The organism is Stenotrophomonas bentonitica, assembly GCF_013185915.1.
Taxonomy (GTDB): domain Bacteria; phylum Pseudomonadota; class Gammaproteobacteria; order Xanthomonadales; family Xanthomonadaceae; genus Stenotrophomonas; species Stenotrophomonas bentonitica.
The window spans coordinates 180,457-196,713 of sequence record NZ_JAAZUH010000002.1 but is presented as its reverse complement, the minus strand read 5'-3'; the positions used below and the strand labels follow the sequence as shown (position 1 = coordinate 196,713).

General features: G+C 65.3%; 17 protein-coding genes. 11 read left to right on the top strand and 6 right to left on the bottom strand.

The window, feature by feature from the left end:
* Positions 1-36 precede the first annotated feature (36 nt).
* From sufC to HGB51_RS12010, 3 genes are read left to right on the top strand one after another with little or no spacing between them, the layout of a single operon-like run.
* Positions 37-801, top strand: coding sequence for a Fe-S cluster assembly ATPase SufC (gene sufC / locus HGB51_RS12020; RefSeq protein ID WP_070206642.1), 765 nt, complete (start codon positions 37-39; stop codon positions 799-801).
* Positions 801-2,063, top strand: coding sequence for a Fe-S cluster assembly protein SufD (gene sufD, locus HGB51_RS12015; RefSeq protein WP_070206643.1), 1,263 nt, complete (start codon positions 801-803; stop codon positions 2,061-2,063). Before sufC ends, sufD begins: the two co-directional genes overlap by 1 nt.
* Positions 2,060-3,316 carry a cysteine desulfurase gene (locus tag HGB51_RS12010; protein ID WP_070206644.1) on the top strand — a complete coding sequence of 419 codons (1,257 nt, stop codon included), beginning with the start codon at positions 2,060-2,062 and terminating at the stop codon, positions 3,314-3,316. The genes sufD and HGB51_RS12010 overlap by 4 nt, the downstream gene beginning before the upstream one ends.
* A 227-nt stretch (positions 3,317-3,543) precedes the next feature.
* Here HGB51_RS12010 and HGB51_RS12005 read toward each other — a convergent pair whose 3' ends face one another.
* The 6 genes from HGB51_RS12005 to HGB51_RS11980 form a co-directional block, all read right to left on the bottom strand.
* On the bottom strand, positions 3,544-3,912 hold the full coding sequence (locus tag HGB51_RS12005) for a hypothetical protein (protein ID WP_070206645.1): 369 nt from the start codon (positions 3,910-3,912) through the stop codon (positions 3,544-3,546).
* 169 nt (positions 3,913-4,081) lie between these two features.
* The gene (locus HGB51_RS12000; RefSeq protein ID WP_246233622.1) at positions 4,082-4,606 is read right to left on the bottom strand and encodes a hypothetical protein; all 525 of its coding nucleotides are present in this window, start codon (positions 4,604-4,606) and stop codon (positions 4,082-4,084) included.
* Between the two features lie 569 nt (positions 4,607-5,175).
* A complete protein-coding gene (locus HGB51_RS11995; RefSeq protein WP_141739002.1) occupies positions 5,176-5,706 on the bottom strand; it encodes a hypothetical protein in 531 nt (176 codons plus the stop codon).
* Between the two features lie 416 nt (positions 5,707-6,122).
* On the bottom strand, positions 6,123-6,593 hold the full coding sequence (locus tag HGB51_RS11990) for a hypothetical protein (RefSeq protein ID WP_141739003.1): 471 nt from the start codon (positions 6,591-6,593) through the stop codon (positions 6,123-6,125).
* 47 nt (positions 6,594-6,640) lie between these two features.
* Positions 6,641-7,009: a hypothetical protein gene (locus HGB51_RS11985; RefSeq protein WP_070206649.1), complete on the bottom strand. Its 369-nt coding sequence runs from the start codon at positions 7,007-7,009 to the stop codon at positions 6,641-6,643.
* A gap of 166 nt (positions 7,010-7,175) precedes the next feature.
* Entirely contained in the window at positions 7,176-7,505 is a 330-nt protein-coding gene (locus HGB51_RS11980) for a hypothetical protein (protein ID WP_171966839.1), read from the bottom strand.
* A gap of 143 nt (positions 7,506-7,648) precedes the next feature.
* Here HGB51_RS11980 and HGB51_RS11975 point away from each other — a divergent pair, with 143 nt between their 5' ends.
* The 8 genes from HGB51_RS11975 (at position 7,649) to HGB51_RS11940 (ending at position 16,194) form a co-directional block, all read left to right on the top strand.
* Positions 7,649-8,407, top strand: coding sequence for an energy transducer TonB (locus HGB51_RS11975; protein WP_171966838.1), 759 nt, complete (start codon positions 7,649-7,651; stop codon positions 8,405-8,407).
* A gap of 51 nt (positions 8,408-8,458) precedes the next feature.
* Positions 8,459-8,995, top strand: coding sequence for a GNAT family N-acetyltransferase (locus HGB51_RS11970; RefSeq protein ID WP_070206651.1), 537 nt, complete (start codon positions 8,459-8,461; stop codon positions 8,993-8,995).
* Positions 8,992-9,324 (top strand): non-heme iron oxygenase ferredoxin subunit, encoded by a 333-nt coding sequence (locus HGB51_RS11965; protein WP_070206652.1) that lies wholly within the window; start codon positions 8,992-8,994, stop codon positions 9,322-9,324. The genes HGB51_RS11970 and HGB51_RS11965 overlap by 4 nt, the downstream gene beginning before the upstream one ends.
* 134 nt (positions 9,325-9,458) lie before the next feature.
* Positions 9,459-9,854 (top strand): hypothetical protein, encoded by a 396-nt coding sequence (locus HGB51_RS11960; protein WP_070206653.1) that lies wholly within the window; start codon positions 9,459-9,461, stop codon positions 9,852-9,854.
* A 156-nt stretch (positions 9,855-10,010) separates the two neighbouring features.
* Positions 10,011-12,332: a catecholate siderophore receptor Fiu gene (locus HGB51_RS11955; RefSeq protein WP_070206654.1), complete on the top strand. Its 2,322-nt coding sequence runs from the start codon at positions 10,011-10,013 to the stop codon at positions 12,330-12,332.
* Between the two features lie 19 nt (positions 12,333-12,351).
* Positions 12,352-13,038 (top strand): Fe2+-dependent dioxygenase, encoded by a 687-nt coding sequence (locus HGB51_RS11950; RefSeq protein WP_070206655.1) that lies wholly within the window; start codon positions 12,352-12,354, stop codon positions 13,036-13,038.
* 145 nt (positions 13,039-13,183) lie between these two features.
* Positions 13,184-13,612 (top strand): hypothetical protein, encoded by a 429-nt coding sequence (locus HGB51_RS11945; protein WP_070206656.1) that lies wholly within the window; start codon positions 13,184-13,186, stop codon positions 13,610-13,612.
* Between the two features lie 149 nt (positions 13,613-13,761).
* Positions 13,762-16,194: a TonB-dependent receptor domain-containing protein gene (locus HGB51_RS11940; RefSeq protein ID WP_070206657.1), complete on the top strand. Its 2,433-nt coding sequence runs from the start codon at positions 13,762-13,764 to the stop codon at positions 16,192-16,194.
* The last annotated feature ends 63 nt before the right edge of the window (positions 16,195-16,257 follow it).

Here is a 16,257-nt window from a genome sequence, read left to right as displayed (position 1 = left end):
TGCCACGCAGGGCGTGGCACTACCCGGATTCGTATCATGCTGAAGATTGACAACCTGCACGCCCGCATTGGCGAAAAAGAAATCCTCAAGGGCCTCTCGCTGGACGTGAAGCCGGGCCAGGTGCACGCCATCATGGGCCCCAACGGCGCCGGCAAGTCCACCCTGGGCAATGTGCTGGCCGGCCGCGACGGCTATGACGTCAGCGAAGGCAGCATCCAGTTCGAAGGCCGCGACCTGCTCGAGCTGGCCCCGGAAGAACGCGCCGCCGCCGGCCTGTTCCTGGCCTTCCAGTACCCGGTGGAAATCCCCGGCGTGAACAACACCTACTTCCTGCGCGCCGCGCTCAACGCCCAGCGCAAGGCGCGCGGCGAGGAAGAACTGGACTCCATGCAGTTCCTCAAGCTGGTGCGCCAGAAGCTGGCCGTGCTGCACCTGAAGGACGAACTGCTGCACCGTGGCGTCAACGAAGGCTTCTCCGGTGGCGAGAAGAAGCGCAACGAGATCTTCCAGCTGGCCGTGCTCGAGCCGAAGCTGGCGATCCTGGACGAGACCGACAGCGGCCTGGACATCGACGCGCTCAAGAGCGTGGCCGACGGCGTCAACGCGCTGCGCTCGCCGGACCGTTCGTTCCTGGTCATCACCCATTACCAGCGCCTGCTCGACTACATCAAGCCGGACGTGGTGCACGTGCTGGCCGACGGCAAGATCGTGCAGAGCGGCGGCCCCGAGCTGGCCCTGGAACTGGAAGCGCACGGCTACCACTTCCTGAAGGACCGCGTGGTGCCGGAGGCAGCGGTCTGATGAGCGCCCTGCTGGATTCCCTTGCCGCCGGTTTCTGCGGCAGCGACGCGCGCCGTGCCGAGCTCGACGCGGCCCTGCAGGCCGGCCTGCCCGGCCCGCGCAGCGAAGCCTGGAAGTACACCTCGCTGCGCCAGCTGGAACGCCGCAGCTTCCTGCCGGCGCCGCTGGCCGCGCCGGAGATCGACCCTGCCCTGCTGGCCGACATCCCGTCGCCGCGGCTGGTGTTCGTCAACGGCCGTCCTTCCGAAGCGCATAGCGACCTGGCCGCGCTGCCGGACGGCGTGCAGGTGCAGACGCTGTCTTCCGCGCTGCACGCCGGCGACGACGCCCTGCGCTTCCTTGGCCGCCGCTTCGAGCGCAGCGAAGAGATCTTTGCCCGCCTCAACGCCGCGCTGGCCGACGAAGGCGTGCTGGTGCGCGTGGATGACGGCGTGCAGGTCGAAGCACCGCTGCAGCTGGTCTTCATCAGCGCCGCCGGTGCCGCCGACCTGGCCTGGCACCACCGCCACCTGATCGAGCTGCGCGCAGGTGCCGCACTTGGCGTGGTCGAACACCACCTGGACCTGGGCGATGCCGCGCACTTCGGCAACACCCTGGTGCACGTGCACCTGGCCAAGGACGCGGTGCTCTCGCATGCCCGCGTGCAGGCCGACAGCGCCCGCGCCACCACCCTGCTGCGCACCGACGCCGTGCTGGCCCGCGACGCGCAGTACCGCCGCGTGGACCTGGAGCTGGGCGCCGCGCTCAGCCGCCACGAACTCAACGTGCGCCTGGAAGGCGACAACGCCCAGCTCACCGCCAATGGCGTGCTGCTCGGCAACGGCCGCCGCCATGTCGATACCCGCCTGGGCATCGAGCACATCGCGCGCGACACCGCCTCGGAAATGGTCTGGCGCGGCGTCGCCGCCAACCGCAGCCGCGTGGTCTTCCACGGCGGCATCCACATCCGGGCCGGTGCCGACGGCACCGACGCCAACCTCTCCAACAAGAACCTGCTGCTCTCGGCCGACGCCGAGATCGACACCCAGCCCACGCTGGTGATCGACGCCGACGAAGTGAAGGCCGCGCACGGCGCCACCGTCGGCCAGCTCGACGCCAACGCGCTGTTCTACCTGCGCTCGCGCGGCCTGCCGGCCGAACAGGCCCAGCAGCTGCTCAGCGCCGCGTTCTGCCACGAGCCGCTGAACATGCTCGACGCGCGCCTGACCGAACAGCTGCGCCGCCAGCTGGACATCGCGCTGGCCAAGGCGGGCGTGGCATGAACCTCTCCACCCCGCGCCCGGCGACCGACACTGCGGTCGCCCCCGACTGGGACCGCGTGCGCCTGGACTTTCCGCTGCTGATGCGGGAAGTGCACGGCAAGCCGCTGGTGTACTTCGACAACGCCAACACCGGGCAGAAGCCGGTGCAGGTGATCGGCGCGGTGGACGAGTATTACCGTCGCTACAACGCCAACGTGAGCCGCGCGGTGCACGCGCTGGGCACCGAGGCCACCGACGCCTACGAGGGCGCGCGCACCAAGCTTGCGCGCTTCCTCAACGTGCGCGCCAGCGAGCTGGTGCTGTGCAGCGGCACCACCTTCGCGATCAACCTGGTGGCCTACTCGTGGGCGCTGCCGCGCCTGAAGGCCGGCGACGTGATCCTGGTTTCGCGCATGGAGCATCACGCCAACATCGTGCCGTGGCAGCTGGTCGCCCAGCGCACCGGTGCCACGATCCGCGTGGCCGAGATCACCCCGGAAGGCGCGCTCGACCTGGACGCGCTGCGCAGGGCAATGACCCCCGAGGTCAAGCTGCTCGCCGTCGCTCACGTCTCCAACGTGCTGGGCACGGTGAACCCGGTCCGCGAAATCTGCCGTGAAGCGCGCAAGCGCGGCATCATCACCGTGGTCGACGGCTCGCAGGCCGTGCCGCACCGCAAGGTCGACATTGCCGCCATCGGCTGCGACTTCTACGCCATCACCGGCCACAAGATGTGCGGCCCCACCGGCACCGGCGCGCTGTGGGCCAAGCGCGAGCATCTCGATGCCATGCCGCCGTTCCTCGGCGGTGGCGAGATGATCAAGGAAGTCAGTTTTGAAGGCACCGTGTTCAGCGATGCCCCGCACAAGTTTGAAGCCGGCACCCCGAACATCGCCGGTTTCATCGGCCTTGGCGTGGCGGTGGACTATCTGGAATCGCTGGGCCTCGAGCACGTGGAAGCACGCGAAGGCGAACTGCTCGCGCACTTCACCGAAGAGCTCAACAAGATCGAAGGCCTGCGCATGTTCGGCACCACGCCGGACAAGGCGGCGGTGGTCTCCTTCCTGATCGAAGGCGCGCACGCGCACGACCTGGCCACCCTGCTCGACCTGGAAGGCGTCGCCATCCGCTCCGGCCAGCACTGTGCCCACCCGCTTCTGCAGTACTACGGCGTAGCGGCCACCTGCCGCGCCTCGCTGGCGTTCTACAACACCCACGCCGAAATCGAGCGCTTCATCGCAGCGCTGAACAAGGTCCGCAAGCTGCTGGGCTGACTCGTTAACGCACGACCGTTGGTCGTGCGCCGACTGCCACCTGCGGACGCGCACCATCCCCGAACCCATCGGTAACACCGCGCGTTGCTCCGCACCGGTAGCGCCGGCCGTTGGCCGGCCCTCCAGATGCCTGATCAAGCAGCAAGAGCGAAACCAAAGCCCACTCAAGGCCGGGCCTCCAACTGCGCCTCATGCACGACTGGGTCACTTGCCGCCGCCACGTCGCCTCAGGGATCGCCCGCACCAAAGCTCACTCGCGAGCGGCGCCTCAGCAATCCCATGAGGAAAACCGGACTGAGATAGAACGTCACTCCCAGATACGGCACGCACCATATGAAGATCAGGAACATGCCCCAGTCTGCCAGTCGCGCCCGGTTACGCACTACCGCAATCGTAGCGCCGACCATCGCAACGAAGGAGCTCGTCACGAGCACCGCCATCATGCAGCCAGCCAGAATTTCCAGCCCATGCCTGCCGGTGTCTCCCCCCACGATTGCGACAGTCACAACGCTCGCAGCAAAAGAGACGAGGGACACCACAGACAACCATGCAACCCATTGATGATCTCTCACCAGCAGATCAACCGACTTCTCCATAAGCCTCCTCAGCCGAATCCACGCCCAGTAGTTACACCCGACGACACGGTCGAGGGCGATACCAAACTACCTAGATCTCAATCCAATCGCTGAACCGACTCATCCTGCCCCGTAACGCTCACATAGGGTCCACAATCGCGTCGCCTGTGCGAATCACTGATAAAACGACTCAGCGCCGTGACAGCGGATCAAGCAGCCCATCGATATAGCCTCCAAGCCCAACGACATCTACAGCTCCACCGATGAGATCGTCATCCATCATCTTCCGCACTTCAGCGATCCCGCCCAACCTCTTCGTCACAGATTGCATGAATTCCAGTCGCCCCAGAAACAGCGTCGTATCCTGATCCAGCCGGACAATCCAACGCTTGTCGAGCGAAAAGACATAGTGGTCGCGCAGAAAATTGGCATTCTCGTCCCAGTACGCCCGAACTGAGTCCATGTCTGCCTTGACGTGAACCATGGACCCCGAATCAGCCGCGTTTCTGTACCTGGCCGCACCGAGGCCAGATGGATATCCGGCCCCGTCGTTGTGCGCCGCCAGCCAGCAACTCCAAACAATATCGGGCGCCAGATCCTCATGCAACGTTCGGTCGAAAGCCATTCCCGCCCAACCCTGAGTCGCGAACGGCAGGTCAGGTGGCATCGTCGGAAGCACGATGGACTCGATGAGATTCAACCAATCAGTCGTCATCACCCTCGCTTCCCTTCGATAGACGCACGCATCCTCGCGACTCTACCAGATACCCCTAATACCTGGCTGGAGAACGCCAACCGCTTCGCTGTTACACACCATCAAGGGACAACAGCCGCGAAAGTAAATTCCACAGGCAAGCCAAGACGCCCCAGGATCTGGACTGCGCTTGAGTCGAGAGTAAGTTGCCCCGTACCTCCACCCCGCTCATCCACGTCCGTAAGCAGAAGCACGTCCACGAACGCAGACTCAACTCCGGGCAGGCTCGCCAACGCAGTTTCCCCACTCATCGCGATCCGATCCATGACAGCGATCAGTGCAGAAACTTCGGCATCGTCGCCTTGCAGCGTCAACCTCCAGAGTCCCGTTTTCTCCACTACGCCAGAGCCACCGGACGTCGTCCATGCGTGACCCATCCTGTGAGCCCTGGTTGGCTGGACGGCCAGGATCCCCGAGATGAGATCCGGATCAAGCGCATCGCCCTTGATGTACAGGCTGACTTGGCACGAAGCAGGCATTGGTTCGGCTTCCTCACTAATCGCCACGGGTTATCGGCGCCTGCGCTGCTGTCAACGCTTCGCCGGGAAGCTCACTGCAAGGCCTGGCGGCACCCCTGCCCCCTGGATCATCACGCTGAACTGCTCATCGGCAGTGTTTCCGTAACAGTCCACGAGCATCACAACCCCAGCGGATTCAGAGTGGAACAGAGCCGAGTCCCCGGTGGAGGCCGCGATTGCCACCATCGAGGTGACGGCGAACCCGCTCACGGGCGCGAATCCAAGATAGGCCTTCTCGTGAAAGCCGATCTCTCCGTCAAGTGGACCCAGTCTGCGCTCGACGCACTGCATGACCCTGAGTGCTTCGGCCTGGCCCACATAGGCACGAACCAGGCCTGGAGCATCACGAATATCCTGCGGCCATACAATGTCCCACTCGAGTGTGCTGGCCCGGAAGTCATCGATACTCAGACTGCAGGAGGCCGCTTCATTGATGGCCTGGACCAAGGCAGGGCCGTGGCGTGACCTCAAGTGCACGCGCTCCCTCTCATCGGCCAACAAGGTTCGTCGCTTACGTACCTCATCCCAGCTCTTGTTCGTCACTTGGAGCGCCCTCGAATCAAACGGGTGTCACATCAGCGACACGGCATGCACCGCCACCGATCTCCACCTCAACACGGATGTAGATGTTCCCCGTAAAGTAGACGTCACCATCACAGGTCAAAGCCTTTCCTTCATCCACTTAGCGAATCCGGATAGCTGAGTCGGCCTTGATCTCGGGAGTAAGCCGCCTGGATGCTCCCGGTGCGAGCTGCCCCAGCTCCACGATTCCGCCGCCGACCTCAACTTGAACCTGGTCGATCGCTCGGGTTCCTGTGTTTTCGACAGAGACAACCGCACCTCCAATCCACTGGCAACCATTCATGAAGAACAGGAGCAGCATTACTGAAGACGTGCGAACTACTGCCAACGTCCGATTGATCATTCGAAGCCGCATCTCTCTCGGTTCGTCAGTCACTTCAGTCCCTCAAGATCCGAGAACAGGCACACAAAGGACGCTGTTCCAGAGTAGATCCAGAACCTGCCACTCCCCAGCTGCCCACAACGGCGCCCAATAGTGAGCATGCCGCGCCGCTGACAATGCTGAGAACAAGAACAGCTCTGGGCGGGAACCCAGCACCGGTAGCCGCAACCAGGGCGACCGAAAGCAATTGAAGCACAGCGAAGGCGAGCAAGGTCCTGAATGCCGCGCCGTCTGGCCATTTACGCGCAAAAGCAAAGCAGCACAGGAAGTAAGCAAGCGCGAACGAGGCCTCATTGAGAAGAAGCAGCCTCATGGGATCAACGCTGGCACTCAACTCGGCTTCAAAGTAGCCAAGCGGCGCGCCAACGACCAACGCGCACACCGCCAACCCGATTGACACCGCCGCGATTTTTAAAATTCGCCTACCAGTCGATGAGGAAGGCACGGAGTACTTCAGGTCATTCATCTGAGATATCGATTCCCGTTGATGCAAACAGAGCCCTTCACATTTACTCACTCGTAGACCGTCGGAACTCCGCTGAATGAGCCGAAGACGGATTCATAAGAGGGGAGCACGTCAAAGACTGAGTAGACCTCAAAGCAGGCAATGAACCCCCTTCGAACGTAGAGAATGAATTCCAGCTCCTTCAAATCGCCGGTGACAAAGCTCAAGTCCGCGATGTGGAAATCCCGCCGTCCCTCCAGCGGAATGGCACCGGTCGTGAGAACAAAGTCGACGTAGACGCCAGCAGGGGTTTCGTCTCTCACTACCGACTCAACCCTGCTTGTTTGTGCCACAAGTTCACGAGGTACACCCTCGCCATGCAGAAGGAGCGCAATTGCGTCTTGTTCGAGCTGGAGCAACTGGGAGATGGCAACCATCGTTACAAGTCCTTTCCTCATCAGATCACCGGCGGCGGGGGCCTCACAGCCGCCATGTTCAGGCTGGCTTCTCCGTTGACAGCTTCACCTCTCAGCGTGACCCGTTAGGCCCGATGCGGCAGTCCATGAAGCGATGTATCTGGGAACATGAGAATACCGACGCATTTCATTCAGCATAAGCAAGCGCGCGAAGCTGGTCGACGACCCGCAGCAGTGGCATTGAAACCAGAAACACTGCGCAGCTCACAGTCATCACCTGCAGCGCCAACCGCTCACGCATCGTCAGGTCATCGCCGTGCGTGCTGAAGGCAAGACGTCCAATCCCCCGCCAGCATGCAAACCACCAGTCGATATGCTGGATGCCGACCTGGGCCAGCTTTTCGGGCCGGTGCTTTCGAAGCCTGTGCAGGACAACCAGGCTTGCCAGCGTGCTGACCCAGACGACGACAGCGAGGATCCCGAAGAACACCCGGTACCGGTCAACCAACACTTCCATCTCAGTCATCATCCTGCCCCCCCTCACAGTCGTGCACTGGATCGCCGCAGCATACGCCGAACTGCCTATGTCATAATGAGAACCCTTCTCATTAATGCTGTCGGATGTCATCGGTCGCCCCCAGTGCCGCAAGCAGCCTTTCGTTGCACGACTACCTGCAGCGCCTGCCGCCGGTGCCGCCGCGTGGCAGCGCAACCGCCGCCGCACCGTTCACCGAGCGTCACGGCCGCAAGCTTGCCGCCAGCCTGACCATCCTGGCCCACGTGGCCGCCATCGCCCTCCTGCTCTGGAACCATGCAGGCAGCATGCCGGTTCTTCCGCCGCCTCCCGCGGACCGCACCCAGCTCCTGCTGCTGCCACCGCGCGCGCCCCAGGTGCCGCTGGAAGACATCGTCGCGCCCACGCCAAGCATGGCAGCCGCGGTACAACACCAGAAACCCGAGCCGCCGCGCGATCTTCCGAAAACGCCGCCGCGGGACGCCGCCAACTGGGTCATCCCGCCGCCTACCCCGCCGCAGCCCAGAACCGACGCCCCGGCACCGCTGCAGCAGCAGGCCTCCGTTGCCGCCTCTCCGCCCAGCCCGCCGCTGCCGCCCGGCCCGAGCGAAGCCACGCCCGGTCGCGAAAGCTGGGAAGGCCGGGTCATGGCCCAGCTGGAGCGCTTCCGTCGCTACCCGCATGCCGCGCGTGCACGCCGCCACGAAGGGGTGGTGCAGGTTCGGGTAACCCTGTCCCGCGACGGCCACCTGCTGGCGCTGTCGGTGGAGAAAAGCTCCGGTTACGCGATGCTGGACCAGGCTGCGCTGGATACCTTCCGCCGCGCCGAACCGCTGCCAGCCGTGCCGGACGACCGGCCGGCGCCGGTGGAGCTGTCGTTCCCGGTCGAGTTCTTCATCCGCTGAGCCCGCGCCGCCGAACTACCCGCCACTGGCAGCCGCCACTAGAATGACGGCATGAGCACCCTGACCTTCCGTGCGGCCACGCTGGCCGACATTCCCGCCCTGATCACCCTGGTCATCTCGGCCTACCGCGGCGACGCCAGCCGCGCCGGCTGGACCACCGAAGCAGACATGCTGGACGGCGCGCGCATCGACGCCACCGGCCTGCAGGCCGACATCGAGCGCCCGCGCAGCACCGTGCTGCTGGCCGAACGCGACGGCCAGCTGCTGGCCTGCGCCCACGTGGCAGACGAGCACGGCAAGGGCTACTTCGGCATGTTCTCGGTGGACCCGGCCCAGCAGGGCGGCGGCATCGGCAAGCAGGTAATGGATGCCGCCGAAGCGCATGCCGCACGCGAATGGGCGGTGCCGGTGATGCAGATGACGGTGATCGACATCCGCGACGAGCTTATCGCCTTCTACGAGCGCCGCGGCTACCAGCGCACCGGGATCAAGAAGCCCTTCCCCTACGGCGACGAGCGCTTCGGCATTCCCAAGCGCGACGACCTGCGCTTCGAAGTGCTGGAAAAGCCGCTGGCGGCACACGCATGAGCGAGGCCTGGACGTTCGTCTGCGCCACCGCAGAACTGCTGCCGGGCGAGATGAAGAGCACCTTCGACGAGGTCACCGGCACGCCGATCGTGGTGTTCAACCTGGACGGCGAGCTGTACGCGCTGGAAGACCAGTGCACGCACGAAGAGTTCGAGCTGTCCTCGGGCACCTTCGACACCACCGAGGGCAGCATCGAGTGCGTGCTGCACAGCGCGCGCTTCGACGTGCGTGACGGCCGCGCCCTGTGCGCACCGGCCTACAGCCCGGTGCCGAAGTTCCCGGTGAAGCGGGAGCACGACGCGGTCTGGACCCGCGACGACCGCGACTGAGCCCACAGTTTTCGATATCCGGCCCTGTTCAGCGCCAGAACGGGGATGATGGCGACATGATCGCGGATGCGAATCATTATTGTTTCTGTTAATTTAGCGTTCTTCGCCGCCACGGCCTGACCGATCCCCGCCTCATGGCTTCCGCCCGAGACGCCACCTCCGCCCGCTGGACCCCGCTGCTGCTGACTGCAGCGGCGATGTTCTGCCTGCTTGCTGCCTTCGTCGGCTGGCCGGGCCTGGATGTGGCGGCTGGATCGGCGGGGGCCACGGTCAGCACGTCATCGAGCGACGACCGCAGTCAATCCGGCGACCCCATGCCAGGCCGCCTCAACGCCGCCGTGCATGCCTGCGTGGCGGGCGAAAAGGAAGCGGAAAGCGGACGGCCCGGCAAGACCGGCGCACCGGTCTGGACACTGAGCCTGCTGTCCGGTGCAGGCAGCAGCGTGACACCTGCCCTTCCGGCACTGATCTCCGTCCCGACGCGCCCACTGCGCTCGCACCTGTCACAGGCGCCTCCCGTCCGCGCCTGATCGACCCGCCGCGCTGGCCTGCCGCCGCGCGTGCCGCCGACTGCTGTCCGCACTCCGTCTTTCCGTAGCCGATCGACCGTCCATGCTCCTGCGTGCGCGCATCCCCCCGTGCGTGTACGCGGCTTCCCTTCATCCGTTTCCAGGTCTTCCACCACCATGATCAAGAGCCGCAAGCACTCTTCCCCCGCCCGCAGCGCCGCCAGCCTGGCCACCGCCAGCCTGGTTACCGGCCTCAGCCTGGCCGTGTTGCCCGTGGCCGCGCAGGCCCAGTCCAATGACCCCACTGCGCAGACGCTGGACCAGGTGCACGTGCTGGCCACGCGCGGCTTCAAGGCCGACAAGGTCGCCTCGCCCAAGTTCACCCAGCCGCTGCAGGACACCCCGCAGACCATCCAGGTCATCACCCGCGACCTGTTCACCCAGCAGGGCGCGACCACGCTGACCGATGCGCTGCGCAACAGCCCGGGCGTGGGTACGTTCTACGTGGGCGAAAACGGCAACACCAACACCGGCGACAGCATCTTCATGCGTGGCTTCGACACCTCCAGCAGCATCTTCGTGGACGGTGTGCGCGACGTCGGTTCGATCTCGCGCGATGTGTTCAACACCGAACAGGTGGAAGTGTCCAAGGGTCCCGCCGGCACTGACAACGGCCGCTCGGCCCCGACCGGTTCGATCAACATGGTGAGCAAGCAGGCCAACCTGCATGACGCGGTCAGCGGCACCCTGTCCGCAGGCAGCGACAGCCAGCTCCGCGGTACCGCCGACTGGAACCAGACCCTGGGCGCCAGCAGTGCGCTGCGCCTCAACGCCATGTGGCAGGACAGCGACCAGCCAGGCCGCGACCACGTCAACAATTCGCGCTGGGGCATCGCGCCGTCGCTGGTGTTCGGGCTGGACAGCAACACCCGCTACATCCTCAACCTGCTGTACGTCGACCAGCAGAACGTGCCCGACGGCGGCGTGCCGACGCTCGGCCTGCCGGGCTGGACCCCGCAGCCGACCCTGGAACAGCTGGCCGGCCATCCGGTGAACCCGGAAAACTTCTACGGCACCCGCGCCGACCATGACGATGTCACCGCGAAGATGGCCACGTTCCGCATCGAGCACGACTTCAACGACGGCCTGCAGCTGACCAACACCGCGCGTTGGGGTCGTACCGACCAGGACTACCTGCTGACCGCGTTCATGGGCACCGGCACGCGCGGTGCCAATGGCGCTCCGACCGGCAACATCCGCTACACCGACCGCAACAACCTGGACACCTATACGATCGCGCGCAGCCTGCCGACCTTCAAGGACCAGCAGAACACCATCCTCACCGACCAGCTCAACCTGCGCGCGGACTTCAACACCGGTGCCATCGCGCACAACCTGAGCACCGGGCTGGAATTCACCCGCGAAGAGCTCAAGACCTTCGGGCAGGCCGCCACCAACGGCACCACCTGGTCGGCTGCCAACCTGTACAACCCGGACTGGAATGCCACCGGCCTGACCTGGGCGCACAACGGCGCCAACACCCGTGGCGAGACCACCACCTCGTCGGTATACCTGTTCGACACGCTGCACTTCACCGAGAGCTTCCTGGTCACTGCCGGCCTGCGCGCGGACCATTACAGGACCGAGTACCAGAGTGCCGCGGTGTGCGGCGGCCGCGGCCCGGCCTGCGGCAGCAGTCCGGTCGGCACGGTGCTCGCCAACCCGTCGCTGGAGCACAGCGACACCCTTCTGAACTGGAAGATTGGCGCGGTGTACAAGGTCGGTGACATCGTCAGCCTGTACGGCAACTACGCGTTGTCGCAGCAGCCCCCGGGCGGCAACAACTTCCAGCTGAGCACGTCTGCCAGCAGCGCCGACAACCCCAGCCTGGATCCGCAGAAGGCCAAGACACTGGAAGTGGGCACCAAGTGGGCATTCCTGGATGACGCGCTGGCCTTCAACGTGGCGCTGTTCAAGACCGAGGTCAGCAACGAGATCAACACCCAGGTGCTGGACGACGCCGGCAACCCGACCCAGACCGGCAAGAAGTCGGTGCAGGGCATCGAAGTCTCCACGGTCGGCCGCATCACCGACAACTGGTCGGTGTCGGCCGGCTACAGCCACCTGGACACCGAAGTCGAAGAAGGCGCCAATGTGGCCGCCGACGGCACCCGCAACCTGACCTACACGCCGGGCGCGACCTTCACCAGCTGGACCAGCTACACCTTCCCGTTCGGGCTGACCCTGGGCGGCGGCGTGCGCTATGCCGGCCAGATGCATCGCGGCACCGACGGTGCGGTGGGTACGCCGGCCTTCACCAAGTCCTACACGGTGTATGACGCGGTGGCCTCGTACGCGATCAACGACCACCTGGTGCTGCGTTTGAACGCCTACAACCTGTTCGACAAGCAGTATGTGGCCGCGATCAACAAGAGCGGCTACCGTTATACCCCGGGCGTTCCGCGCAGCGTGCTGTTCAGCGCCGACTTCCGCTTCTGATCCCCGCCAGGACCCTGCCATGCTGCTGCACGTCCCCGATGTCCTCACTGCCGACGAGCTGGCCCACCTGCAGCGCGCGCTGGCGGCGGCGGACTGGGCCGACGGCCGCGAGACGGTGGGCGTGCAGGGCGCGCAGGTGAAGCGCAACCAGCAGCTGCCCGACGCCTCGCCGCTGAAGGCCGAACTGGGGCGGATCGTGCTGGCGGCGCTGGAACGGCACCCGCTGTTCTTCGCCGCTGCACTGCCGCTGCGCATCCTGCCGCCCCGCTTCAACCGCTACCAGGGCGGCGGCGAGTACGGATTCCATGTGGATGGCGCGGTGATGATCACCGGCTCGGACGGCCAGCGCAGTCACCTGCGCTCGGACGTTTCGTGCACGTTGTTCCTCAACGCGCCGGAGGACTACGACGGCGGCGAACTGGTCATCAGCGACACCTACGGCGAGCATGACGTAAAGCTGCCTGCGGGCGACCTGGTGCTGTACCCGTCCAGCAGCCTGCACAAGGTGAACCCGGTGACCCGCGGTGCGCGGGTCGCCTCGTTCTTCTGGGTGCAGAGCATGGTGCGTGACGACAGTGCGCGGCGGATGCTGTTGGAAATGGACGGGGCGATCGAGAAGCTGCGGATCACCGGGGCCGAACCGGGCGCCGTGCTGCAGTTGACCGGGGTCTATCACAACCTGCTGCGACGCTGGAGCGAGACCTGAGCACCGCGAGCAGCCACGCAAGGCGTGGCTCTACCGACAGGTAAGGGCTGTTATGTAAATCATTCCTATTTGCGTTTGTTACAGGCGCTATCTACAATCTGCGCCGCACCGGACCTGCCGGCGCGCCTTCGACAGGGAATCCGTCTTGCGCCATCCGCACCACCACCGCAGCTTTGCCCCCGCCGTGCGCGGGCAGCGCCCGGCGTTGGCGACGGTGCTGGGGTGGCTGGCGCTGCTCTCGATGCTGTTCGGCGCCCTGCCCCTGCTCGAACCGCACCTGCCCGGAACCGCCGCGCTGGTGCTGCAGCTGCCGGCCGAAGAACGCAGTCCCGGTGACATCCGTCTGCAGGAAGAGACACCGGCCAAGCCGCGCCGCATGTCCGCTGCAACGCCGGCGGAACTTCCGCCGCGCCTGCCGCCCACCCCGCTCACCGAATCGCTCGACGCGCTGATGGCCACCCTGGCCGAGCTGCCACCGCAGCGCGCACCGTCGATCGATTCCGCACCGACCACGCCGCTGCCTGCGGCTCCCGGCCTGCGCGTGCAGCGCGGGCAGGCCCCGCCGCAGGGCTGATCCCGGCGGTCGCGCACCATAGCGTGCGCACGCCTGCGGACGCCCGTGCCGCACCGCCCGCACCCCCGGGCCTTCTGCTGATTCCCACCTTCCTCTGCGGCCGCCGGCCGCGGTGTTCCCGCGTTCGCACTCTTTTCGAGGTAAACCCCATGGCCCAGCGCCATCGTCGTCGCACGTCCCTGTCCCGCTGCACCCTCAGCGTCGCCCTGCTTGGCGCGCTCAGCGCACCCGCCTTCGCCAGTGGCGATGCCGCCGGCGACCCCAAGACCCTGGACCAGGTGGTGGTCACCGCCTCGGGCTTCGAGCAGAAGATCACCGACGCCCCGGCCAGCATCAGCGTGGTGAGCCGCGAGGAACTCAGCAAGCGTCCGTACACCAGCCTGGTGGACGCGCTGCGCGACGTGGAAGGCATCGACGTGGGCATGGAAACCACCGACAAGAACGGCCGCGCCACCATCTCCATGCGCGGCATGCCGTCCGAATACACGCTGGTGCTGATCGATGGCCGCCGCCAGAGCAACGTCGGCCAGCTGTACCCGAACAACTTCGGCGGTGGCCAGTTCGCCTACCTGCCGCCGCTGGATTCCATCGAACGCATTGAAGTGGTGCGCGGCCCGATGTCCACGCTGTATGGCTCCGACGCGATGGGCGGGGTGATCAACATCATCACCCGGCGCAACCAGGACAGCTGGCACGGCTCGGTCACCCAGGGCTTCACCGTGCAGCAGGACGACCAGTTCGGCGACGCGCGCACCACCGACGTGTACCTGACCGGCCCGCTGGTCAAGGAACGACTGGACGTGGCCGTGCGCGGCAGCTACTACGACGCCAAGGCCTCCAACCCGGAATGGGAGGCACTGACCCTGCCCGACGGCACCCTGTGGGAGCGCAGCATCGGCTTCGGCGGTGGCGGCAAGGCGGTGGCGAACACCAACTGGAACACCGGCCTGCGCCTGAGCTGGTCGATCAACGACGACCACGACCTGTCGCTGGACTACGACGTATCACGCCAGAAGTACGACAACAGCGAAGGCCAGACCGGTACCCTGGACAGCCTGGCCAGCCTGTGGCGCGTCGGCAATGCCACCATTCCGAACCCGAACGGCACTGGCACGATCACCCGCCGCGTGGTGCAGCCGCGCGTGGGCTACACCGCCTACCAGCGCTACGAGCGCGACCAGCTGGCACTGAGCCACCAGGGCCGATACGCGTTCGGCACCTGGCAGACCACGCTGACCCAGACCAAGAGCAACAACCTGGGCCGCTCGCTGCCGCTGACCCTGGACGAACGCGCCGACCTGCAGACGCTCTGGAACGACGTGTGCCGCCGCACCGGTGCGGCCAACAACTGCGCGGCCGGCCGCAGCAACGCGCTGACCGCACTGAACCCGGCCGAGATGGCACGGCTGGAAGCGTTCCTGCCGCGTCCGATGCGCACCATGGAGCTGGAAGGCTACGTGCTGGACACGATGCTGGACATGAGCTTCGACGCGCACAAGCTGACCCTGGGCGGCCAGTACACCGATACCGACATGATCGACGGCGTGTTCGGCATGGACGGCGCCGGCTACCGCGACAACGTCAAGCAGAAGCACCGCATGTGGTCGGTGTTCGCCGAGGACAACTGGGCGTTGACCGACGCGCTCACCGCCACCCTGGGCGTGCGCTATGACGACCACAACATCTTCGGCAGCCATGTCAGTCCGCGTGCGTACCTGGTGTGGAATGCCAGCGATGCGTGGACCTTCAAGGGCGGCGTGAGCACCGGGTACAAGACCCCGCGCCCGGACCAGCTGTTCCCCGGCGTGACCGGATTCGGTGGGCAGGGCGTACTGCCGCTGGTGGGGTCACCCAACCTGCAGCCGGAAACCAGCACCAACTACGAGATCGCCAGTTACTACGAAGGTGAGCGCTGGGGCTTCAACATCACCGGCTTCCTCAACAAGTTCGACGACAAGATCGCCAGCGGCGGCACCTTCCCGAACTGCGAAGTGGCCCCGGCAGGCAGCGGGTATTGCGTGGACGTGGGCCCGGGCTGGGCAGCGCTCGGCTACAGCACCTTCAGCCAGAGCGTGAACATCGACACCGCCGAAACACGTGGCGTGGAAGCGGCGGCGCACGTGGACCTGCTCGAGTCGCTGCAGCTGCGCGGCAACTACACGTATACGAAGTCCGAGCAGACCAGTGGTGTGGACAAGGGCAAGCCGGTCGGTGGCACCACCACCCCGGCCAAACACATGGCCAATGCCAGCCTCAACTGGCAGGTCAGCGACGCGGTGAGCCTGTCGCTGATCGGCGAAGGGCGGTATGACCGTTGCCGGGACACGCTGGTGACCACTGTCGGTGGCGTCAGCAATTCGCAGGTGCGCTACTACGAGGATTACACCATCTTCCACCTGGGCGGCAGCTGGAACATCAACCAGTGGCTGACCGTCAACGCGCGGGTCAACAACCTGTTCGACAAGGACTTCGTTTCGCAGTCCTGTGTGTTGATCAGCGACAGCGAGTTCAACTGCGTGGACGATTACGCCACCAAGGACCAGCGTCGGAGTTACTGGATCTCGTTGAACGCGAAGTTCTGACGCGCGGAGGGGGCGGACCGGCAATAATTGCGAACCATTCTCATTAATGGTGTAATTCGCTAT